This window comes from Paenibacillus rigui (genome assembly GCF_002234615.1).
Classification (GTDB): Bacteria; Bacillota; Bacilli; order Paenibacillales; family NBRC-103111; genus Paenibacillus_S; species Paenibacillus_S rigui.
Genome location: NZ_NMQW01000019.1, coordinates 1 through 23,151, shown reverse-complemented (window position 1 = coordinate 23,151; position 23,151 = coordinate 1). Strand labels below are relative to the sequence as shown.

Sequence of the window (23,151 nt, the reverse complement as noted above, 5' to 3'; positions counted from 1 at the left end):
GGCGAAGCAGACTCCCTGACCCCGCCTTTACAAATTGTTCATACCCGGTTGACGCTGCGATAACATTGAACGGTTATACTTACGTTGTAAGCTTAAAAGAGAATAATGCAAGGGTACGAGACGAGGAGAAAACCCTTTATGCACCAGACGGAGCTGTACCGGCCGATAGCGGCCGACTGCGACTGCCGTTTGATGGATATAGGGTTTTTTGTGTTTTTTACAGAAGGGAGCTGCGCGAATATTGCCGGATGTGACGGATTTTGATGGGTATTTGTTTGATTTGGACGGGACGGTCCTGCTCGGGGATCAGCTGCTCCCGGGAGTCTTGGAGGCGCTCGGAGCTCTGCGTAAGGCCGGTAAAACGATTTTGTTTCTAACGAATACGACGACGCGGACCCGCAGAGAGTGCCAGCTGCGGCTCCAGCGGCTCGGGCTGGAAGCGCATCTGGACGAGATGCTGACGGCGGCTTACGTCTCGGCCCTTTATCTCCGCGAGCGGGAAGGGGAGCCGCGGAAAGTGTTCGTCGTCGGAGAGCCGGCGCTGGCCGCCGAGCTGGAGGAGCAGGGCATTCCGCACGCGGCGGACGCGATGGAGGCCACTCATGTGCTTGTCGGAATGGACATGCACTTCCATTACGACAAGCTGCATCAGGCGATGAAGGCGGTAAGGAACGGGGCGGCGCTCATCGCGGCGAACCCGGACCCGTTCTGTCCGGTGGACGGGGATGTCCTGCCCGACACCTGGTCGATGGTGAAGGCGATCGAGGCAGCCAGCTGCGTGACGCCGCACGCGGTCATTGGCAAGCCGTCGAAGTATTACGGCGACAAGGTACTGCAATCCAGCGGGCTGGCGGCTGAGCGCTGCCTGATGATTGGCGACCGGCTGGAGACGGACATCCTGTTCGGAGCCAACAACGGTCTGCGCACGGCGCTGGTGTTGACCGGCGTGACCTCGGAGGACGACTTGAGACGATCTCCGATTCAGCCGGATTACGTATGGTCTACGCTTCATGAGATAAGCTCAGCCTTCGCGGCCAGTGAATCGCCGGCTTCGTAGCACCATTCCATGATTTTACCCCTGCTTCACAATGCTCTAATCGCTGCTTTACACTTGTCCGTTATAGTGAGAAGGGCAGGACGAAGCGGGGCTTATATACTACCATTTATATTAAAAGGAGAGAATTCCATGCGTTCCTTAACGACGAAAATGATCAGTCTCGCACTCTGCTGCACCACCCTGGCAGCCTGCGGCCAAGCCGGCACAGCTTCCAAACCGGCAGCCCCTGCAGCAGCTCCGGCTCCGGCGGAAACGAAAACCGAGGAGAAAGTCGACCTGACCTTCTACTATCCTATCGCGGTGGGGGGGCCATTAACGGCTACGATCGAGCTGATGGCGCAAGAGTTCACGAAGCAAAATCCGAACATCACCGTTAAGCCCGTCTATACCGGAAGCTACGCGGATACGGCTGTAAAGACGCAAGCCGGGGTTCAAGGCAAAAACCCGCCGGATGTGGCGGTTCTCCAGTCCACGGAGCTGTTCAGCTTGCTCGATATGAATGCGATTGTTCCGTTGGATGAGTTCATCGCCAAGGAAGGCGGAGACAAATACTTGTCCGACTTCTACCCGGCGTTCATGGCGAACTCCCAAACCGGCGGGAAAACGTACAGTATCCCTTTCCAACGAAGCACGATCGTTCTTTACTATAACAAGGACCTGTTCAAGGCAGCCGGCCTCGATCCGGAAAAAGCGCCTCAAACCTGGGACGAAATGAAGGAATATGCCAAAAAGCTGACCAAAAACGGCACCTGGGGGCTTGAAATTCCGGTAACGGGCTACGGCTACTGGATGCTCCAAACGTTCGCTCTGCAAAGCGGCAAGAACCTGATGACCGAGGACGGCAAAAAGGTGATGTTCAACACCCCTGAGAATGTTGCTGGCCTGCAATACTGGAGCGACCTGTCCCGCAAGGAGAAGGTGATGCCGGAGGGTGTAACCGATTGGGGAACCGTTCCGTCCGACTTCCTGGAGGGCAAGACGGCAATGATGTACCACACGACCGGCAACCTGTCCAACGTGAAAAAGAACGCCAAATTTAATTTCGGCGTCAGCTTCCTGCCAAAGAACGCAAGCTTCGGCAGCCCAACGGGCGGCGGCAACTTCTATATCTTCAAGGATATTGACAAGAAGAAGCAGGAAGCGGCTTGGAAATTCGTCAAGTTCATGACCGAAACCGAGCGTGCGGCGCAATGGAGTATCGATACCGGCTATGTCGCGGTGAAGAAGTCTGCCTATGAGACCGAGCGGATGAAGAAATACGCTGCGGATTTCCCTGCGGCGCTGGTTGCCCGCGATCAGCTGCAATATGCTGCGGCCGAGCTGTCCACACATAACAACGGCAAAGTGATGAAGACCCTGAATGACCAGGTACAGGCCGTACTGACCGGCACGCTGACCCCTGCCGACGGGCTGAAGAAGGCGCAGGAGGAAGCGGACAAAGCGCTGGCTCCTTTTAACAAGTAAGCAGAAGCAAGGAATCGGATGGGCACCGCTGCGTCAGGCTTTGTTCGCAATTCGCTGAAGCCTTCCTCGGCAGGTGCCCCCCTTTTTGGAAACACATTTGATCTTAAGGCTTGGAGGAGGTTTGCTCATTGGGCGTCACGACATTAATAAGACATTGGAAGACGAACGCCTTTGCCTGGCTGCTGCTGCTGCCTTCGCTGCTGTTTTTGTTCCTGTTCACCTTCTACCCGATTGCCAAGACGATCAAGCTCAGCTTTTATCAAGCGGATTTGGCAACGCCTGTGCCGACGTTCATCGGACTTGACAATTACACGCATTTGGCCGAGGATACGGTTTTCTGGAAGGTAATGGGCAATAACCTGTGGTTTGCGCTCGGTACGGTACCTACGTCGATAGCGCTGGCCATTCTCATGGCGATATTCGCCAATAAAGCGCTGCGGGGTACAGGGCTTGTGCGCACCGCGTTCTTTTACCCTACGATGATTCCTATGATTGCCGTAGCCAACATTTGGCTGTTCATTTATACCCCGCAGTACGGGCTGCTCAGCCGGGTGATGAAGAGCATCAGCGCAGGCGACGTCAATTGGCTGGGCTCTCCGCAGCTGGTCATGTGGGCGATGGTGTTCATGGTGGTCTGGAAGGAAGCAGGCTACTTTATGATCTTTTACTTGGCCGGGCTGCAAAATATATCCCCCGATTTATATGAATCGGCGCATGTTGACGGGGTGGACCGCTGGACGATTTTTCGCAAAATTACGTTTCCGCTGCTGATGCCGACGACCTTGTTCGTGACGATTGTCGCATTGACCAATTCGTTCAAGCTGGTCGATCATTTGATGATTATGACCAAAGGCGGGCCGGATAACGCAAGTAATCTGCTGCTGTATTACATTTACGAGACGGCGTTCAGCTTCTGGGATCAGGGCGTGGCCTCCACCTTGACGGTCGTCATGATAGCGGTGCTGCTGTTGTTCGCCGCATTGAATTTTCTCGGTCTGGATAAGAAGATCCATTATCATTGATGCAGAAAGAAAGGCGATATGATGCACTTAGCGAAGTTGAAAATTAGCCGCTGGCTCCTATATATATTTGCACTGCTGTGGCTTGTGCCGCTGCTCTGGATGACGGTGACGGCCTTCCGTCCGAAGCAGATCGCGCTCTCTCCGTCGTTCTCACTGGAGTTTACACTGCATAATTTTGCGACGGTCTGGTCGGCCGCGCCGTTCGCGCAGTATTACCTCAACACGGTCATCATCGTCGTGTGCGTTTTCGGGGTTCAGATGATTACCGCTACGATGGCGGCGTTTGCCTTTGCCCGCGTCAGCTTTTTTGGGAAAAATGTCGTATTTCTGCTGTTTCTCGTGCAGATTATGGTTCCGGCGGATGTGCTCATTTTCCCGAACTATACGGTGCTGAAGGAATTATCGCTGCTCGATACGAAGCTGGGCATTATGCTGCCGTACTTCGCCTCGGCCTTCGGTATTTTCCTGCTCCGCCAAATGTTCAAGACGATCCCGCCGGAGCTGGATGAAGCGGCAACGATGGAGGGGTACTCCAGGTGGCAAATATTATGGAAGGTGTACTTTCCGCTGGCACGTCCGTCTTACATCGCCTTCGGGCTGGTGTCGGTCAGCTATCACTGGAATAACTTCCTGTGGCCGCTCATCGTGACCAATTCCGTGGAAAACCGGCCGTTGACGGTAGGGCTTGCTATATTCGCCCAATCGTATGAGATCGGCGCCCAGTGGACGGAGGTCAGCGCGGCTACGCTGCTGGTCATCGCACCGCTGCTGGTCGGGTTCCTGCTGTTTCAGCGCCAGTTCATGAACAGCTTCATTCATTCGGGTATTAAATGACCTTGTAACGAAAAAGGAGGAGTCAGCATGCCTATGCAAGGCAGCTATTCGGTATCTACTTACGCCTTGATCGAGCATCCCCTCGAGGAAGCGGTAGCTTGTCTGATTGAAGGCGGCTGGAGGTCGATCGAGGTGATGGGCGAGGGAAGGCACGGCGAGCTGCTGGAATGGCCGGAGGAGCGGCTGCTCCGGTTGCAGCGTCTCGGGGAGGAGCATGGGATCGTATGGTCGCTGCATGCTCCGATCACGGGGCTGAATTTGGCGGCTGCTGAGGAAGAAGCGGTACGGTGCACGGAAGCCATGCTGCGGCGCACACTGCAGATTGCATGCCTGCTGAAGTGCACGCATGTCGTGCTGCATCCCGGGGAGCTGGCTTACCGGGAAGGCGTCCTGAGCGCAGCTGACAAGGATGCAGCGGCATCGCGCGCGGCCCATGTGCTGTTGAAGGCACTGGAGCAAATCGAGGGCACCGAGGTCGTCCTGGCTTTGGAAAATGTGCCTCCGTATCCCGGATTGCTGGGCACGGATGCGGACTTTTTATTGCAGGTGGTCCAGAAAGCGGACTCTCCCCGGGTCGGTATCGTCTTTGATGTGGGACATGCGCATCTGATGGGGGAGGGCGAATGCTTGTCCGGCTTGCGCAGGGTGATGCCGCATCTGGTCGGCGTCCATTGGAGCGATAACGAGGGACGGTATGACGATCATCTCCGGCTGGGGGCCGGTACGGTTCCGTTGGAGGAAGCGGTGGCGCTCTTGCAGGCTGCAGAGTACGCAGGCGCATCCGTGCTGGAGCTGCGGGCGCTGGACGATGTCGTTGCCTCTGCGGCATGGATGGACGAGCGCTGTGCACACCACAGCCTGAGGGTATAGGGTGCTGCTCATAAGATAGATGGCCGCTAGACGTAGCCGGGTTCCTGATCACAGGGGCCCGGTTTTTGCATGTGTTGGAGGCTGAACCGCATAGAAGCCGGGGGCGCTGAAGGACAGCATTATTTTGACTGAACCCGTCGAAAGCTGAAGGTTTATCCGGTTTTTTAAACCAGTTTTAAACTGAGGCTGATAGATTAATAGCAAATCGTTCAATTTCAGAGGGAGGATCCACATGTTATCTGATGGGCAGGTTCAAAGTTGGGCGCGTATACGTCTCGTGTTGGTATATACGCTGTTGGTGTCGCTTCTGGCGACGGTCTGGAGCTGGAGCGTTCCTGCAAAGGTGCATGGCGCGGGGGCAGCCTTTTCGAGCTTCCAGGTGACAACGGAAGCGCCGCCGTTGTACAGCGGCTATTATCTCGGCCCAGACAATTATTCAGTAGAAAAACCGGTTTATCATTACTCCTTCACAGCGCAGGATAGTCTGGCTGCCGGAGACTCGATTCATATTGTGCTGCCTTACCAGTACAATTTCACCGGGAACCCGAATTTTTACGGCTTATGGACTACCGGTCAGACGGTGCCGGCCGGCAGCATCGTTTCCACGGTGAACGGTTCGCCGCTCAGCCTATTCGGCAGTGTGACTACCGAATGGTCGGCGGACGGGCATCCGATGCTATCGTTTCCTCTGAACCAGCCGGTAGCTGCCGGGGCGGCGGTGGATATCAAGCTGTCCGGCTTTCTTATTACGCCGGACTATCATCGCAAAGAAGCCGGCCCTGAAGACTACGCGATCAGCACGGCTTCGAACGATGCTGCGTTAGCCGCGCAAAGTAATATTTACTTCCGCAGCGTGATGAACTTCCGGCCGGATGCGGATACGTATGCGGCCTCGGCCCATACCGCTTACCTTTTCGGATTTACGGTGATGCAGCCGATCCATACGACGGATCTGATCACGCTGAAATTTCCTGCCGAGATCAGCTTACCTGCGGCAATCACTCCGTCGGATGTGCAAATAGACGGGGTGTCCGTGGCATCCGTGACCGTCAACGGAGACCAGCTCGTGCTTCAGCCTAGCCAGCTGCTGCCAAGCTATGCGAATGCCATGATTCGTATCCTGGCCTCGGCGATGCTCCTGAACCCGTCCACAAAAGGGTACTATTCGTTCGAGCTGGCAACCAGCGTCGATCCGCTTTCCGCGACGGGCCGAATCGGGATTGTTCCTGCGGATGGCGGGTCGCTTGCGGATAACCCGTCATCGGATGAAGGCTATGTCGAAGTTGACAGTGACGGCCGCTTGCGGTTCAGGTTCACCAGCCCGACGATTCTAAAAGGGGGCGATACGGTAACAATCGTCAGTCCCGAGGGAACGGTGCTGAGCGATCCCGCCGTTTCAACCGCGGATGTACAGATTGAACCGGGAATGGTAGAAGCCATGGACATTCTTCACCCGTCTTCCCTATCCAGACCCGCAGACAACAAGCTGCAATTCGTGCTGCCTGCGAATTATTATTTGGCACCGGACTACTCGATTATTTTCTACTTGCCGAACAAGTTCGCCGGGCATTATGGGCAGTACCCGATCCAGGTGATGACCTCGCAGACGGTTAAGCCGAATACGGTCCCGCTGCTGATTGCGCCTTCGAAGGTGCAGCAGTTTGGCGTAACGCCGGCCTCCACTTGGGCAGGCGAGGCGAACGCCGCTTATACGTTCACTCTCAAGCCTAACGTGCCGTTAGCTGCCGCTAACGGGGATTACGTTGCCTTCACGCTTCCTTCGCAGCTTCAAGTGCCTGCCGTTGTTGACCCGATGAGCATGACGGCCACGATAGATCCGAATCTGGTACTTGTGAACGGAGTTCCGGCAAAGGCAGTGAAATATATAAGCTTCTCGCATACGCTGACCGTAGCCGTGCCGCAGGACATCCCGTTGCTCGGTGCGATGGAAATCACCGTAAGCGCACAGGCCGGATGGACGAATCCGGCGCCGGGCACGTACACCTTCAGTGTGTACCCGAATTGGTACAGCGACAGCTTGGCTGAGGCTGCTATCGAATACAAAACCGGGATCAGCGCAGCACCCGGGGTGGTCAGCCTGCAGCTTGGCGGTACCGTCAGCCGTCAGCTTGCCGTTACGGAGCATCTTGCCGACGGCACGACACGGGATGTCACCTCCGCCGCCTCCGGGACCATCTACAGCAGCGGCAATACGTCCGTAGCGACGGTCACTGCCGACGGGCTCATCGAGGCGAAGCAGGAGGGGCAGACGACCGTTACGATTGCTAACGGCAGCTCCACGGCAGCGGTGCAGGTCACGGTTGCAGCTGCGAACGCCCCTCAGGTGACGGGCATCACGGCGGTGCCGGCAACGGTGCAGCTGCAGCTGGGCGGCGCGATTACACAGCAGCAGCTAACCGTCAAGGCGCAGCTGTCCGACGGCGCGGAGAAGGACGTGACGTCCGCTGTCTATGGCACCGCGTACGAGAGCAGCGATGCGTCCGTGGCGACGGTGACGGCCGATGGCCTGATCCGGGCGAAGCAGGCGGGACAAGCCGTCATCACGGCAACAAACAGCGTGTACCAGGCTGAGGTGAACGTGACAGTTGCGGGAGCGGACGTGCCGCCCGCATCCGTCAAGGTGACGGGCATCACGGCGGTGCCGGCAACGGTGCAGCTGCAGCTGGGCGGTGTGGCAACGCAGCAGCTTGCAGTGAAAGCGCAGCTGTCCGACGGCACGGAGAAGGACGTGACGTCCGCTGTTTATGGCACCGCGTACCGGAGCAGCGATGCGTCCGTGGCGACGGTGACGGCGGACGGCCTGGTCCAGGCTAAGCAAGCAGGCCAAACGGTCATCACGGTAACGAACAGCGTGTATACGGCTGCGGTGTCCGTGACTGTCAACCCGGCGTCTCAGGGCAGTGGACGCGGCAAGCATAGCGGCTCCTCGTCCACAGGAACCGCTGCGGCTTCCGAGGGAACGGGGACGGGCTCGGCGTCCGAAGTAACGAGCGTAGAGAAGGGATTTTTGGCTGCGGTGGGAGGCGTACTGGAGCTTCCGGCCAAGGCAACGATAACGATTCCTGCGGGCGCTCTGCAGAAAGACGGCACCGTCAAAGCGTCGCTCGTGAAGGAAGCGGATGCCCCCTCCTTCGCAGGAAAAACGAATCTTGGGCCGATCGTGGAATTTACGAGCAGCACGGGGACGAATCTGAACAAGCCGATGAAGCTGAGCATCTCGTATGACACTTCGCGCATCGGTACGGGCTTGAAGCCTGCAATATATTACTACAACAAGAAGCAAGCCAGATGGATATATATCGGGGGGACCGCGGATGCGAACGGAACGATAACCGTGGATGTGAATCACTTCGGTCTGATTGCGGTGTTCCCTGCGGAGCAGCCTAGCTTCTCCGATATGAACGGACATTGGGCGTCCATGTATGTAGACCGTTTGGTCGGGCTGAACGTCGTTCACGGCTTTGAGGACCGGACGTTCCGGCCGGATCAGCCCGTTACCCGGGCACAGCTGGTCAAGCTGATCTCGGATGCGCTGGTCCTGCCCGCCGGCGGGCAGCCGGATGCTTTCGCGGACCGCGATACGCTGCCGGCCTGGGCTAAAGATGCGATAGCACAAGCCGTTCAGGCAGGCGTCATCCAGGGCTATCAGGAAAAGGGCGCCGCATGGTTTAAGCCGAGTCAAGAGCTGACACGCGCGGAGCTCACCGTGATTCTCTCCCGCGCATTGGAGCTGGGACCGGATGCCGCCGCTCAAGGCAGCGGGGATGCGGCCCAGTTCTCGGATGGTAAAGACATTCCAGGCTGGGCTCTGGATGCAGTCCATAAAATCGCCGCAAGCGGCATTGTGACGGGGTATCCGGACGGCTCATTCCGTCCACAGGCCTCCGTAACCCGCGCCGAGGCGGCCAAAATGATCTATATGCTGCTGGAATCACTGCACAGATAGAAGCGGCATCAAGCTGGAGCGAGCAGGCTCCGGACGGAGCAGGGCAGGACAGGCGAAAGGTAGATTCGCCCTGTTCTGCCTTGTCTTTTGGGCGGCAAAAAACGTTGTAGCCGCGACGGCTTTAGTGTTACTCTGAAGGAAGTCATGCTTGAGGGGAATGGACGGGATGAGAAAGATCGGATGGCTCTGGTTAGGCCTGCTGCTGTGCTTGAACCTATGGAGTTGGCCTCGGGCTTTTGCTGAAGAAGGGACCGGTGACGCGGGCGCCGTCCTGGATTTGACCGGATGGGATTTGACCCAATCCACAGTATCCTTGGGGGGAAGCTGGGACCTGTATTGGGGACAGCTGCTGACGCCTGAACAAATCGATAGAGGGCTGCAGGAGCAAGCCCCTCTGCGGGTTCAGGTGCCTGCGGTCTGGAGTACCGCCTTCCATGAAGGGGAGGCGTTGTCCAACCAAGGCTACGGAACGTACCGAGTGCGTCTGCTGCTTCCGGAGGGGGCGGATCTCCCGCCTTTATCACTGTATGTGCGCGGTGTCGCCACGTCGTACAAGCTGTGGGTGAACGGCAAGCCGCTGGCTTCCAATGGGACGGTCGGCCGCTCGCTGTCCACAATGGTTCCGTACAACCTTCCCAAGGTGGTCAGCTTTCAGCCGAAGCCGGGAAGCAATGAGCTCGTCATGCAGGTGTCGAATTTTGTTCAACGCAAAGGCGGTATTTGGGAGCCGATTCATCTGGGCAGTACGGAACAAATCGGGCGGGAGCGGACGATCCGCTTCGGTCTGGAGGCATTTATTATCGGCAGCCTGCTGATTATGGGCTTGTACCATCTGGGCTTATATGCCGCGCGGAAAAAGGACCGAAGCTCGTTATACTTCGGGCTGCTGTGTTTGGCCGTTGTCGCCCGAACCTCTGTGTTGGGGGAGGAGGTCGGCCTCTACGTGTTCCCAGGCATTTCATGGGAGGCCGCGGTCAAGGTGGAATATATCTCCGCCTTTGTCGGCATGCAGATGCTGCTGCAGTTCGTGTACCGCGAATATTGGGACCGGCAGCACCCGGTTATCGTCCGTGCTTCCATGGCCATTCATCTGCTGCTTACCGTATTCGTGCTGGTTGCGCCTGCACGGGTATATACGTACTTGATGCTGTTTTACCACTTGTTCGTTGTGGTCCCCGTGCTGATGTTTCTGGTCTTCGTCTATATTCGGTCGATCTTCGCCCGGACGCGAGAATCGCTCGTGAATATGCTGGGGTTCGTTTGCTTTGCGGCTGCCATTTTGGCCGACATTTTATTTTTTAACCATTTTATTCGAAGTGGTATTTATTTGCCTTACGGCCTCTTGTTTTTCTTGTTTACGCAATCCGTTCATTTGGCATTGAAGTTCGCCCGTACGGCGCGGGAGGCTGAGAGGCTGTCCAAGGAGCTGAAGGTGCATAACGACACGCTTGAGCACAAGATTCAAGCCAGAACACTTGCGCTGCAGAAGTCTCATGACGAGCTGTTTCACCTCAACGAGAAGCTGTCCCGCATCGAACAATTCCGCCGCCAGCTGCTATCGGATATTTCCCATGAGCTGGGTACGCCGATCACCGCCATTCGAGGGTATTCCATCGCGATGGTGGAAGGGGTGATTCAGGACGATTACGCTAAATATGCAAAGCGGATTTACGACCGGTCACAGGTGCTGGAACGGTTAATCGAAGACTTGACGGAGCTGACTAAGCTCGAGACCGGGCAAATCCAGTTTCATTATAAACCGATGGAGGTTGTCCCCTTTTTCCAGCAGCTGTTTCGCAGGTATGAGCTCGATATGCTGGAGCGTGCTTCGCAATTCGTATGGCTAGAAGGCAGTACGCTTCCGGATGGGTCAAGCTCTTACGTGGCGAGAATGGACCCGATTCGTATGGAGCAGGTCGTGCTGAACATATTGTGGAATGCCAAAAAGTTCATCCCCGAGGATGGCCGCATCGAAATGCGGGTCGACATCGTCCCCGGCACCGTCTCAGGTGCTGTCGAGGCAGTCATTAGTGTATGTGACAATGGGCGGGGGATTCCCGAGCAGGAGCTGGAATCGGTATTCGACCGGTTTTACCGATCCAAGGAGTCCAGACGCGCCGTCAAGGGGACGGGATTAGGCTTGTCGATCTGCAAGGAAATTGTCCACTACCATCAGGGACGCATCGGAGCGGAGAACATACCGGGCTCGGGATGCCGCGTCTATTTCACCTTACCTGTCGTGAGCGGCAGGGAATTCAGTGAGAAGGAGGAGGACCATGGGGGAGCGAGTGCTGCTCGTTGAAGATGACGAGGATATTGCCGATATTCTCGTCATCTATTTGCGGATGGACGGCTTGGACGTCGAGGTGGCTTCAGACACCGCCGCCGCATTTTCCATGTTTAAAAAGAACGTGCCGGATCTGTTGTTGACCGATATTCTTTTGCCGGATGGAACCGGCTTGGAGCTGGCGGGACGGATTCGGGGGATGTCGACGATTCCGATTATTTTTATCAGCTGCAAGAAAGAGCCGCAGGAGGTCATCGAGGGCTTGAAGCTCGGAGGTGATGACTACATTACGAAGCCGTTCGAGCCGAGTGTGGTCGTAGCCCGTGTCCGTGCGCAGCTGCGCAGGTTTCAGATGGGGGCGGAGACGCAGAAGCCCTCGAACCGCATTTGGCGCGATAACCGCATGGAGATCCATCCGGACAGCCTGGAGGTGAAGATTGCGGGGAGTCCGCTGGCCTTGTATGCGAAGGAAAGGCAGCTGCTGCTGTTCATGGCGGAGCGCCCGAATCAGGTGTTCAGCGTCGAGCAGCTGTACGAGCAGGTGTGGGGCTGGGAGAAAGACAGCGATCTGCGCACCGTTATGGTACATATCCGCAATCTGCGCAAGAAGATTGAGGAGGAGCCGGATTCGCCGAGATATATTGTGACCGTCCGCGGCTTCGGATACAAATTTTGCTGGGCTCACGCTTCATGCTGAGATGGAAGGGAAGCGAAGGGTGCGTCGCTGGTTCTCTTTTGAGAAAATTTGTAACACAAATGAAATGTGTTTTTCATCTTGTATTAATGAAACATGCCTATAATAAAAGTCGACCCCCTTTTTAATATATAAACCTTAGACCTGCGGCCCGTTGCTGCGGGTCTCTTTTTTTAAGGCTATGCTAAACTTTGTTGTTGATATTTGATATATGTGTCCCGAACCAAGGGTATGGCGGTTCCAGTTCGAACGATTGATGAAATTCAAGAGCAGAAGCATTCAGAGGGACTCGTTTGCCCGCATTGCAAAAACCATTCTGGTGTGCGATTTGGGAAGTACGCTGTAAAATCCAGTACTGGTGAGGTTTAACGTCAACGCTACCATTTTGGAAGCAGTTAGTAATTTTTGATAGAATAAGTATGAAGATAATCTGGTAATAAATTTGTACACCTAAGGAGATAAAACTATGGCAAAAAACAAATTGCTAAGAATGGACAATGTGGGCATTGTTGTAGAATCCCTTGATGACGCAATCTCTTTCTTCGAGGAGATTGGCTTGAAGCTCGAAGGGAGAGCTACTGTCGAAGGTGAATGGGCTGGTCGCGTAACCGGGCTGGGTTCACAGTGTGTAGAGATTGCCATGATGGTTACCCCAGATGGCCACAGTCGACTTGAACTTTCGCGATTTCTCACCCCGCCTACTATATCAGATCACCGAACGGCTCCTGTAAATGCCCTCGGTTATCTACGCGTTATGTTCACTGTTGAAGACATTGACGAAATGGTATCCAGACTCACTAAGCGTGGTGCTCAGCTCGTTGGCGAAGTGGTTCAGTACGGGGACTCGTATCGGCTCTGCTACATTCGTGGACATGAAGGACTTCTAATCGGTTTGGCGGAACAACTCAGTCATAAATAAGTGACGTTTAAAAAAAGACCTAACGGGTACGATAGCCCAATAAGCCGCCTCTTCAACGAGGCGTTTTTTTTACCGTACAAATCAACATCAGGAGGTGACATAGCCTTTTTTAAAATGGCTTCCCAGGAACGTAGCTGTTGTGAAGTTTCGAGAAAAAGAAAAACTTGCAAATATCAGGGGCTGCCCCCCATTTGCAAGTTTCTGTTTTTGTTTTGTTGAATCGATAGGGACTCTTAGATTACACCTTGTGCAATCATCGCATCGGCTACTTTAATAAAGCCGGCGATGTTGGCTCCGACAACAAGGTTTCCTGGCTGGCCGTACTCCTCTGCCGCCTGGACGGAGCTCTTGTAAATATTTTTCATGATTGTATGAAGCTTATCGTCTACCTCGTGGAAGTGCCACGAGTACCTCATGCTGTTCTGGGACATTTCTAATGCGGATACCGCAACACCGCCAGCATTGGCTGCTTTAGCCGGCCCGAACAGAACACCCGCCTTCAAGAATACATCGATCGCCTCCAGCGTGGACGGCATGTTGGCACCTTCGCCAACAGCCTTTACTCCGTTGCGTACAAGAATTTTCGCGGACTCCTCGTTAATCTCATTCTGTGTAGCGCTCGGGAGTGCAATGTCGCATGGAATCGTCCAGATGCCGTTGCAGCCCTCGTGATACGTCGCATGCGGGTGCTCCTTCACGTACTCGCTGATCCGCTTTCTCTCGACTTCCTTCAAGCGGCGAACCGTATCCAGGTGAATGCCGTTCTTATCGTAAATGTAGCCATTGGAATCGCTGCAAGCAACGACCTTGGCACCTAATTGCATCGCTTTTTGCATGGAATAAATAGCTACGTTGCCGGAGCCGGACACGACAACAGTACTGCCCTCGAAGCCAAGACTTTGGGACTGGAGCATTTCGTTGACGAAATATACGCAGCCATAGCCAGTAGCTTCCGTACGAGCCAGACTGCCGCCGTAGATGATGCCTTTGCCGGTCAAGACGCCCGCTTCATAAGCGCCGCGGATTCGTTTATATTGACCGAACATATAGCCGATCTCTCGTGCGCCAACGCCGATATCCCCTGCCGGTACGTCGGTGTCTTGTCCGATATACTTGTACAGCTCGGTCATGAAGCTTTGCGTAAAGCGCATGATTTCGTTGTCGGATTTGCCCTTGGGATCGAAGTCGGAGCCGCCTTTACCACCGCCGATGGGCTGGCCCGTTAGAGAGTTCTTGAACGTCTGCTCGAAGCCAAGAAACTTGATAATGCTCGCATTCACGGAAGGATGGAACCGCAGTCCGCCTTTATACGGCCCGATGGCACTGTTGAATTGCACACGGAAGCCGCGGTTGACGCGAGGGATTCCTTGATCGTCCACCCATGGCACACGGAAAGTAATGAGACGCTCCGGCTCCACAAGACGCTCCAGAATTCCATGCTGCATGTATTTCGGATGCTTAGCAAAAACAGGAGTCAGCGACTCCAAAATTTCTTTTACCGCTTGATGGAATTCGCTCTCATGAGGATTGCGCTTTACTACAGTTTCGTATACGGAGTGTATATATTCCTTTGCCTTTGTTTCATGATCTACTTGCAAAGTCAATTCATTCAACCACCTTTATCAGTCATGGAATAGTTTCAAAATGGCAAATATATATTAGTTTTACCTTATTTTTATTCATAGGGCAACAATAATTTACATGTCATGTAAGCTTACTCCTGAGCGTCAATAAGAGGCCATTGGTCGTAAATATTCTGAACATAGTACGGGGTGTTGTGCGGATGTCCATTCACAACTAGTTACAATTAGCTTGATACGGAAAAGGCGACTCCCCGGCAAGTGCCGGAGAATCGCCCCTGTATCACATGTTTTGGTAGTTCAACCGTTGAAGTAGTGACCTTCTTCGAGGTCCTGGATCAGAGTGGGGTGCACCGGCTTCCAGCCCAGGAGGTCCTGCGTCTTTGCACTCGACGCAGGGTTATCGGCCGACGCGAAGGCGCCGATCCAGCCGAAGTGGGCTGATGCCTCTTCGTGTGAAATGCTGGCCACCGGCAGGTTCAGGTGGCGGCCGATGACGCCGGCGATGTCGCGGAATGGCACACCCTCATCGCCGACACCGTGCAGCCGTGAGCCGGCCGGGGCCGCCTCCACCGCCAGCCGGAACAAGCGGGCGGCATCGATGCGATGCACCGCCGGCCAGCGGTTGGACCCGTCGCCGATGTAGGCGGAGACGCCTTTGTCACGGGCAATGCGAATCAGCTCCGGGACGAAGCCATGATCGCCGGGGCCGTGCACGGATGGTGCGAGGCGGACGATTGAGGACCGCACCCCACGCTCAACCAGCCCAATCGCAGTTTTTTCGGAATGCCGCAGTGTGTTCGGGGGCAGGGTGTCTTCTTCCGTCCCGAGACGTCCCGGCGAAAGCATGAGCGTCCCCGCGGTGACAACGAATGGTTTGTTGGAGCCCTGGAGCGCGGCTCCGATCGCCTCGATCGCTTGTCTATCGGTTTCGGCTGCTGCAGCATAGTCCGAGAAGTTATGAATGAAGGCAAGATGGATGACGCCGTCCGCAGCGGCGGCTCCATTTTGCAGGCTGTCGAGGTCATTCAAGGTACCTCGATGTACGTCGGCTCCAGCGGCTTTCAACGCTGCGGCCCCCTCATCCGAGCGGGCAAGCCCGACGACCTGATGCCCTGCAGCGAGGAGCTCGGGCACAACGGCAGATCCGACGAATCCGGTTGCTCCGGTGACAAAAACACGCATTATTACATTCCTCCTATAATGGGAATCATTACCGACAAGTAAAATGATAAAGTATAGAGTGCACTCGATAGCAATACCTTCCGCAGTGCTGCTGCCCTTTTATAGGATCATCGCGGAATTCTAGCCCAGCAAACGGGGGACATACAGGCCAGCGCCGGATTCGGTTTACCAATGTTCCTTCTTGGGATTAACAAGAAACGATAGCAGGCTATCCGCTTAGCGTCCGGTCAGCTTGCTTCAAGCCGGCGACTTTTAAGGTCCAGGCTGCTCCAAGCAGCGTCAGCCCTGTAAGCAGAAAGACGAATTGAATGCCGATCCATCCGCCGAGAATACCACCGAGCAGCGGGCCTGCCACGATGCCGAACTGACTTGCAGATTGACTCAGGCTGACGGCCCTGCCGCGGAAATCAGCGTCCGCATATTTAATGATGAGCGCATTCAAAGCCGGATACACGGCAGCAAAAAACAGCCCATAGCTGAACCGCAGGATGCCAAAGCCGACAAGATGATGAACGACGAGCTGCAGCAGATTTCCGATGCCTCCGCCTAATAGCCCGATGAAGAGCGTTTTGTCATACCCGATTCGACCGCCTATCTTACCCCAGCGGGGACCCATAATGACCGTAGCAATGCCAACCGCTGAGAAAACAATGCCCGAGCTGAGCGAAGCGTTGTTTATACTGCCGCCGATTTGCACCACATAGATTGTCAGGAGCGGCTCCAGAATCATGACCGAAGTTGAGACTAATAAGATGAGCCCATAGATCCGTATTAATCTCGGGTTAACGGAGGCTTGCTTAAGATCTTTAAGGACACTGGGACGTTCCCCGGTCTGTTGCACGTGCACCTCTTTAACACCTGCCAGAACGATGAAGGCGGAAACTAACGTAATCAGCCCGGATGCCACGAAGCATTCCCGCAGCCCCATCCAATGACTCAGCACGCCCCCGGCGAGCGGTCCAAGAATGCCCCCTGCAGCAGCTGAAGTCGAGATGACGCCCAATGCATAACCGACATGCTTCTCCGGTGTATTGGTGCCAACCAAAGCGATAGAAGCAGGGCTGAAGCCTGCCATAAAGCCTTGAAAAATCCGGACAAGAATAAACATATAAGGATCATGAACGAAATAATTGGCGAAGTGCGCCATAGCTAAGCCTATACCTGAGCGAATAAGCATAGGCTTCTTGCCATATTTATCGGCGAGCGACCCCCAGAAGGGTGCACATAAGCCGCTAATCAGAAAGCTGATTGAAATGGAAACGCCTGACCAGGCTTCCAGTCCGTTCTGAATGCCCAGATCATTTTGTAGAAAAATAGGGAAAAACGGTACCGAAAGGGTATACGCCATGTGGTTAAAAAACAAGCCCAGCCATAATACATAAAGATTGCGTTTCCAGTGGAGCTCCATGCTGTCACCGCCTTCGTTTGTTAGTAGCCTGCTTTATAACCGGCCGCTCATGGATTGTGGTGATTAATTTGCATTAATTCTATAGGATAAGTGCGGTATACGCCTAAATTTACCATTGGCTTCTTCATCCTGTCTAATAGATTTATTCTATTTAACCTGTAATTGGTAAACATGAGACTTGACACATCGATGATTTGCGATATGATAATGTGTATGGAGCCGATTGAAGTTTTTAAAGCACTGTCCAACGAGTCGAGATTGCAAATTTTGCATTGGTTGAAAGATCCTGAAAAGCATTTTACGCCCCATGAAGGGATTGATATGAGGAAAATCGGGGTATGTGTTGGTCAAGTCACGGATACGCTGAAGATGACACAGTCCACAGCTTCCCAATATTTATCGATACTCCAGCGGGCAGGTCTGATCACGTCGGAACGAATCGGTAAGTATACGTACTTCAAAAGAAACGAGGAAGCGATACGCGAAATCGGTGCATTTTTCAATAACGAAATGTAATAAAACAACAAGCTGAATTCTTTTCTAAGGATTCGGTTTGTTTTCAAGCCTATAAATCGACATATTTAAATATTTAGATTTATAATGCATAACAAATCGATAATTCATTATATATAGATGTGATAAAATTTAGGAGTGGTGAAATTTGAAGTCGAGCATTTGGAAGATTTATTTTTTGGCGATCGTCAGTTTTTTAGTCGGGACATCCGAGTATGTCATTTCAGGTATTTTAGACAAAATCTCGGATACGCTGGGGATCTCCATTACTTCGGCCGGGCAGCTTGTGACCATTTTTTCCATTGTCTATGCTATTTGCACCCCTGTATTCATGGCTTTGACGGCAAAAATCGAGAGGCAAAAGCTGCTCGTTGGCGCGCTGGGCATTTTCGTGTTTGCCAACCTGTTGTCTTTTGTACTGCCGGGCTTCGGGCTTTTTGTGCTTGCGCGCGTGTTGATGGCTTTAGGCGCAGGAATGGTTGTTGTAACCGCCTTGGATATAGCAGCGAAAATTGCGCCCGAAGGGAAAAAGGCCAGCTCGATTGCAACGGTAGTGATGGGATTTACTACATCATTAATTATCGGGGTTCCTCTCGGACGCATGATTGCTACGGCATTCGGCTGGAAATCAGTGTTCGGTTTCATTGCCATAATAGGTCTTCTGGCCATCTTTGTTCTATATAGAACGATCCCGCGGGTAAAAGGGGATGCCCCTGTACCTTTGTCTAAGCAGCTTGCTCTTCTCAAAAACAGAAAAGTGGCTCTTGGACTCTCGATCACTTTCTTTTGGCTTGGCGGCTACTCTATAGCGTATACCTACATTTCACCTTATCTACTCAAGGTTGCAGGCTTACATGAAGAAGTGCTCAGCGGAGTCTTGCTGGCGTTCGGCGTGGCGAGCTTGATCGGTTCCAAATTCGGCGGCTACAGTACAGATCGATGGGGAGTTTCCTTCACGTTAATCGGTGGGATGCTCCTGCACATTGTCGCATTTTTGCTGCTGTCTGCTGCCGTCGCTCTAACGAGTTCTTGGGTCATCGTTGCCGCCGTCCTTGTATTATGGTCATTTGCAGCATGGTCGTCGGGTCCTACGCAGCAATATAATTTGATCCGGATTGAGCCGAATTATTCAGGAGTCATGCTCGGGCTCAACCAATCTACGATGCAATTATCGATGGCAGCAGGAGCAGGAATCGGCGGCGTCGCCGTGGATCGGATATCCTTGTCATCCATTTCGTGGTTCGGGACGACCTGGGTGACAATTGCAGTCATGGCCTCATTATTATTATTTTCATGGATAAGACAGGAGGCAGGAAAAGAAGGCATCCGGCAAGAACATGCTTTGTCAGACTGATTCAGGTTTATCCCGATGACCGAGCGGAAAGCTCCGTTACATTTCGAATGAAAGACTGCAATTCGCTTATAAAGGTTTTTGCAGCTTGCCCCATAAATTTGTCCGTTCGGTACAGGATGCAAATATCCTGGCTTGGTGTAGGATGGAGCAGCGTTACGGCTGAAATATGATCACGTTTCAGGTAATCAAGCAGCAGCCTCGGAAGTATCGCCGCTCCTATCCCTTGTTCGACTAAGGACAGAAGCGTCGATAATGTAGAGGTTTCAATGGAATTGTCTAGGGCAATTCCTTTTTCTTTGCAGCAAGAATCAATAACCTTCGTAATCTGATGCTCCGGACCGAACATGACCATCTTTAGCTGCTGTAATTGTTCAAAGGGGATCGCCTTTGACTTCGCAAAGGGGTGATCGGAATGGATGGCCAAGGCAAACTCCTCGTGGAACAAATGGATGATCGAGATGCGATCATCCGGATTCTCAGGCACAATGGTAACTCCAAGATCCCTTGTGCCGTTGACAACTTGTTGATATACATCAACGGTTTCCGTAACGCGTATGGAGAGCTTGGGATGTGCGCGGTGGAAATTGATCAACAGTGCATCAAAAAGTAAATCTCCGTCTCCAGGAAGAATCCCGATGTCCAGTCTGCCGCCTTCCATGTGCTTCAGGTCTGTTATCGCTCCCTTAATATAGTCGACCCGTTCGAAGATGATATGACATTGTTCCAGCAAAATCTTACCCGCATCCGTTAACGCGATCCGTTTGCCAATGCGATCGAACAGAGGCATCCCGAGCTCGTTTTCCAAAAACTTGATCTGCTGACTCAGATTCGACTGTGTCGTGCATAGGTTCTCGGCGGCCCTAGAGAAATGCATCTCCTTACAGATGGCGGCAAAATACTCAAGCTGTCTAAATTCCATGCTCCACTCCCCCTTTGAATAAACGATCTCCGCTCATCATTATAAAGGGAAATCCAATTTATCCCAACCCCTTATTCAATCATTACTAAAACCGATCATTTGCATCGGATTCTCGTGATTGTTGCTTTGGTAGGAGAAAGGTACACTTTGGATATGAAAGCGAAACACTTACAACCATTTCATTAGGAGGCGTTATAATCATGGCCAATTCGATTATCACTACTGGAAAAGTTTTGCGTCAAATCGTGATCGGGCAGCTTCAGGGCATTTCGGAGGATCAATTCGATATTGAATCGAAAGGCTTCAATAACACGATTCGTTGGAATGTGGGTCATATGGTGAATTGGATGGATAAATACTTGACTTTATCCTTCGGATTTCCTAGTGCAATTCCATCTCAATATGAAGCGCTGTTTGGTTCCGGAACGAAACCTGCGGAGTGGACGGTTGTTCCGCCTTCGAAGGAAGAGCTGACCGAAATGTTAATGGCGCAGCTATCCCGCCTCTCCGAGCTGACGCCCGAAATGCTGGACATGAATCTGCAATCGCCGTTTATTATGGGCCCGTTCCAATTCTTGAGCTCCGGGGAGTTGTTCAATTTCGCGCTAATGCACGAGGCCATACACCTGGGGATCATTTCGAGCCAGCTTAAAGCCATACAATAAGTTTTAGGCATTGACGAATACGACGTGAAGCTGCCGACCCATGTTACATTTCTAAAAAAGGAGGCCGATGCGATATGAAACCTGATCAAGTTTTGCAGCAGTATTTTCAAAGCTTAGCGGATATAGATAAAGCTCTTGATTATGTGCACCAGGATGCTAAGTTTATCGCGGCATTCGAGAAGGAGGCCGACAGACATTACTTTTATGGAACCTATTATGGGATAGAGGGCGTAAGGACGTTATTGTCTAAGTTCCAGAAAGATCTCGATACCCAGGAATTTGTGATCCATAAGATCCTCGCTGATGAAACCACTGCTTTGGCTTGGGGAAGCTTTAAACATCGGATTCGGCCTACCGGTAAAATTTTCGAAAGTTACTGGGCGGTGGTTTGCGAGGTGGAAGACGGTAAAATAAAGTATTTTCGGGGCTTTGAAGATACGGGTGCCTTGGAGGCCTCTTTTAGAGAGGATTGATTTCATTCTCGAAAAAATACAATAGCTTTGCCACGAGGCTGCCGTGTTCGTACGGTCGCCTCTTTCTGCTAGCGGCGTGTATCATAGCGTTCAACCGCAATAGGCGCAGGCTCGTATGCGACGAGCACAGGCTCCTTTTAGGTTTGACAACGGTACGGGCAATTCATATTATCAAAATATGATTGTAAAAAATTGAAAATGGGGTCGAGGGCGAATGGCGACAACTGACTGGGTGAACAAAATTACCGAAATCACATTGTTTGTGGAAGATTTGCATAGGTCGAAGGCATTCTACCAAGAGACGTTCAAACTTGAGATTATATATGAAGATGAAAGCTGCACGGTGTTCGATTATGGCAATACAAGCATCAATCTGTTAAATCAATCCAATGCCCACGAGTTGATTAAGCCGGCGCAGGTTGGTCGCGGAGGAGATGGCGCGCGGTTTCAGTTCACGATTCAAGTGTCAGACATTGACCGGGTATGCGATGAACTGGAAGTGCGAGGCGTTAAGTTATTGAATGGACCGACAACGCGCCCCTGGGGGCGGAGGACGGCTTGTTTTGCCGATCCGGACGGGCACTTGTGGGAGATTGCGCAGGTGTTGTAATGAGTTTGGGATTAGCGGTTAAAATTTGCTATTCAAGTAAAGAAAGGACAGAGGTGCCCGCCCTGTCCTTTCTTAAATAGATGAGGATAAACGGATGATGTGTTTATGGTTCGTTCAAGGCTTACAGATCGACTCTCAAGGTGCCCAGCATCTTGGCGAAATTTCGGGTCGTGGTAGGATAAGAAAAGGCTTTCCCGCGTATCGAGCGCGGGAATTTGTTCGATATCGTCCCAGCTCAACTCAAAGTCGAAAATGTCGAAGTTTTCGACGATCCGCTCTTTTTTTACCGATTTTGGAATGACAACGACTTCACGCTGAACAAGCCAGCGCAACACGACCTGGGCGAAGAACATCTGGTCACCAATACAGGGATTATGGTCACAGGCGTAAAACCTTCGTTATGGACATACGCATATAGCACTGCTATAATGGACGTATGAACACATATGATAAAATATTGGCAGCTGCTCTTAAGGTACTCGAAGAGGAGGGCGGAGCCCAATTCTCGACGCGAGCCGTAACTGCGATCGCGCAGGTTACGGCTCCTACACTCTACCACCATTTCGGTAATGCCGATGGACTCCTGAGTGCAGCTATAGTGGAAGCGTTCAAACAGTTATTTGAAAGCAAGATTGCCGCAGTGGAGTCCACCATTCCAGAGATGGCTCTTCGTCAAGGATGGGATGACTATGTCCGCTTCGCGGCAGCCCGTCCTCGGATTTATGCGGCGATGATGGGGCGGTTGCTAGAGGGCGCCCATATTGAGGCGGCAGATCATTCGTACCAAGCACTCGTGCAAAATGTTCAGAAAGTCGCCGCCGAAGGCAAACTGGCTGTGTCAGCCCAGGCTGCGGCAGATCTGGTCTGGGCTTCCGCCAATACGGCCTCTTGGCTGTATGTGACGGCCCAGATTCGTAAGGCACGCCCACCCCAACCCGATGTCATTGATCTCATTCGGGAAAGCGTAATGCAGATCATTTTGATCCAAAGGCCGGACGCCGATTCAAAATGAGGAATTCGATGACAGAGCCTGGAAACTCCAGGCAAAGCCCCAATTTAGAAGATGCGTAAAAAAGATCGCCTATCCAACCTGGGCCTCCAGAGGATGGCGATCTTTTTTATGTTTGGAGGATACGAGCATTAGTTCTCTTGGATTTGTGTCAGACCGCAGGACAGCACTTTAGAAAATGTATAGCACCGATATAGACAATTTTGTATAGCGGTGCTATAATACTTGTATAGCAGTGCTATACCGTGATCCATGTCTCATCAAACCTAGGAGGGTTACTATGTCATTCAAAACTCAAGAGCCTGGCTCTTATACCCATCT

General features: G+C 52.9%; 19 protein-coding genes and 2 pseudogenes. 16 read left to right on the top strand and 5 right to left on the bottom strand.

Features of this window, described 5'->3' with window-relative positions; genetic code table 11:
* The first annotated feature begins 241 nt into the window (after positions 1-241).
* From CF651_RS14000 to CF651_RS13960, 10 genes and pseudogenes are all read left to right on the top strand, one after another.
* Positions 242-1,057 carry an HAD-IIA family hydrolase gene (locus CF651_RS14000; RefSeq protein WP_094015490.1) on the top strand — a complete coding sequence of 272 codons (816 nt, stop codon included), beginning with the start codon at positions 242-244 and terminating at the stop codon, positions 1,055-1,057.
* A 129-nt stretch (positions 1,058-1,186) separates the two neighbouring features.
* Positions 1,187-2,521 carry an ABC transporter substrate-binding protein gene (locus tag CF651_RS13995; protein WP_094015489.1) on the top strand — a complete coding sequence of 445 codons (1,335 nt, stop codon included), beginning with the start codon at positions 1,187-1,189 and terminating at the stop codon, positions 2,519-2,521.
* Between the two features lie 128 nt (positions 2,522-2,649).
* Positions 2,650-3,543 carry a carbohydrate ABC transporter permease gene (locus tag CF651_RS13990; protein ID WP_245855904.1) on the top strand — a complete coding sequence of 298 codons (894 nt, stop codon included), beginning with the start codon at positions 2,650-2,652 and terminating at the stop codon, positions 3,541-3,543.
* Between the two features lie 18 nt (positions 3,544-3,561).
* Positions 3,562-4,377: a carbohydrate ABC transporter permease gene (locus CF651_RS13985; RefSeq protein WP_425436268.1), complete on the top strand. Its 816-nt coding sequence runs from the start codon at positions 3,562-3,564 to the stop codon at positions 4,375-4,377.
* A gap of 27 nt (positions 4,378-4,404) precedes the next feature.
* On the top strand, positions 4,405-5,247 hold the full coding sequence (locus CF651_RS13980; RefSeq protein WP_094015488.1) for a sugar phosphate isomerase/epimerase family protein: 843 nt from the start codon (positions 4,405-4,407) through the stop codon (positions 5,245-5,247).
* A 232-nt stretch (positions 5,248-5,479) separates the two neighbouring features.
* A complete protein-coding gene (locus CF651_RS13975; protein WP_094015487.1) occupies positions 5,480-9,214 on the top strand; it encodes an S-layer homology domain-containing protein in 3,735 nt (1,244 codons plus the stop codon).
* 166 nt (positions 9,215-9,380) lie between these two features.
* Positions 9,381-11,516 carry a sensor histidine kinase gene (locus tag CF651_RS13970; protein ID WP_179232810.1) on the top strand — a complete coding sequence of 712 codons (2,136 nt, stop codon included), beginning with the start codon at positions 9,381-9,383 and terminating at the stop codon, positions 11,514-11,516.
* Positions 11,491-12,198, top strand: coding sequence for a response regulator transcription factor (locus CF651_RS13965; protein WP_094015485.1), 708 nt, complete (start codon positions 11,491-11,493; stop codon positions 12,196-12,198). Before CF651_RS13970 ends, CF651_RS13965 begins: the two co-directional genes overlap by 26 nt.
* A gap of 201 nt (positions 12,199-12,399) precedes the next feature.
* Positions 12,400-12,561, top strand: a pseudogene (locus CF651_RS31925) (IS1595 family transposase); the annotation flags it as partial.
* 100 nt (positions 12,562-12,661) lie between these two features.
* The gene (locus tag CF651_RS13960) at positions 12,662-13,114 is read left to right on the top strand and encodes a VOC family protein (RefSeq protein ID WP_094015484.1); all 453 of its coding nucleotides are present in this window, start codon (positions 12,662-12,664) and stop codon (positions 13,112-13,114) included.
* Between the two features lie 233 nt (positions 13,115-13,347).
* Here CF651_RS13960 and gdhA read toward each other — a convergent pair whose 3' ends face one another.
* The 3 genes from gdhA to CF651_RS13945 form a co-directional block, all read right to left on the bottom strand.
* The gene (gene gdhA, locus CF651_RS13955; RefSeq protein ID WP_179232809.1) at positions 13,348-14,718 is read right to left on the bottom strand and encodes an NADP-specific glutamate dehydrogenase; all 1,371 of its coding nucleotides are present in this window, start codon (positions 14,716-14,718) and stop codon (positions 13,348-13,350) included.
* A 276-nt stretch (positions 14,719-14,994) separates the two neighbouring features.
* Entirely contained in the window at positions 14,995-15,879 is an 885-nt protein-coding gene (locus CF651_RS13950; protein ID WP_094015482.1) for an SDR family oxidoreductase, read from the bottom strand.
* A gap of 208 nt (positions 15,880-16,087) precedes the next feature.
* Positions 16,088-17,287: an MFS transporter gene (locus CF651_RS13945; RefSeq protein WP_094015481.1), complete on the bottom strand. Its 1,200-nt coding sequence runs from the start codon at positions 17,285-17,287 to the stop codon at positions 16,088-16,090.
* 213 nt (positions 17,288-17,500) lie between these two features.
* Between CF651_RS13945 and CF651_RS13940 the strand changes: the two genes are divergently transcribed.
* Both CF651_RS13940 and CF651_RS13935 read left to right on the top strand, forming a co-directional pair.
* Positions 17,501-17,803: an ArsR/SmtB family transcription factor gene (locus CF651_RS13940; protein ID WP_094015523.1), complete on the top strand. Its 303-nt coding sequence runs from the start codon at positions 17,501-17,503 to the stop codon at positions 17,801-17,803.
* A 145-nt stretch (positions 17,804-17,948) separates the two neighbouring features.
* Positions 17,949-19,154 (top strand): MFS transporter, encoded by a 1,206-nt coding sequence (locus CF651_RS13935; RefSeq protein ID WP_094015480.1) that lies wholly within the window; start codon positions 17,949-17,951, stop codon positions 19,152-19,154.
* 7 nt (positions 19,155-19,161) lie between these two features.
* On the opposite strand, the gene CF651_RS13930 is transcribed toward CF651_RS13935, so the two are convergent.
* Positions 19,162-20,073: a LysR family transcriptional regulator gene (locus CF651_RS13930; RefSeq protein ID WP_094015479.1), complete on the bottom strand. Its 912-nt coding sequence runs from the start codon at positions 20,071-20,073 to the stop codon at positions 19,162-19,164.
* A gap of 200 nt (positions 20,074-20,273) precedes the next feature.
* Here CF651_RS13930 and CF651_RS13925 point away from each other — a divergent pair, with 200 nt between their 5' ends.
* From CF651_RS13925 to CF651_RS13915, 3 genes are all read left to right on the top strand, one after another.
* On the top strand, positions 20,274-20,738 hold the full coding sequence (locus tag CF651_RS13925; protein ID WP_094015478.1) for a DinB family protein: 465 nt from the start codon (positions 20,274-20,276) through the stop codon (positions 20,736-20,738).
* A gap of 74 nt (positions 20,739-20,812) precedes the next feature.
* Positions 20,813-21,211, top strand: coding sequence for a nuclear transport factor 2 family protein (locus CF651_RS13920; protein ID WP_094015477.1), 399 nt, complete (start codon positions 20,813-20,815; stop codon positions 21,209-21,211).
* A 214-nt stretch (positions 21,212-21,425) separates the two neighbouring features.
* Positions 21,426-21,821, top strand: a complete 396-nt coding sequence (locus CF651_RS13915) for a VOC family protein (RefSeq protein WP_094015476.1) — start codon at positions 21,426-21,428, stop codon at positions 21,819-21,821.
* Positions 21,822-21,942: 121 nt separating this feature from the next.
* Here the strand turns inward: CF651_RS13915 and CF651_RS33145 are convergent.
* Positions 21,943-22,165 (bottom strand): annotated as a pseudogene (locus CF651_RS33145) (aldo/keto reductase); the annotation flags it as partial.
* Positions 22,166-22,257: 92 nt separating this feature from the next.
* Between CF651_RS33145 and CF651_RS13905 the strand changes: the two are divergent.
* Positions 22,258-22,833, top strand: coding sequence for a TetR/AcrR family transcriptional regulator (locus tag CF651_RS13905; RefSeq protein WP_094015475.1), 576 nt, complete (start codon positions 22,258-22,260; stop codon positions 22,831-22,833).
* Positions 22,834-23,151 lie beyond the last annotated feature (318 nt).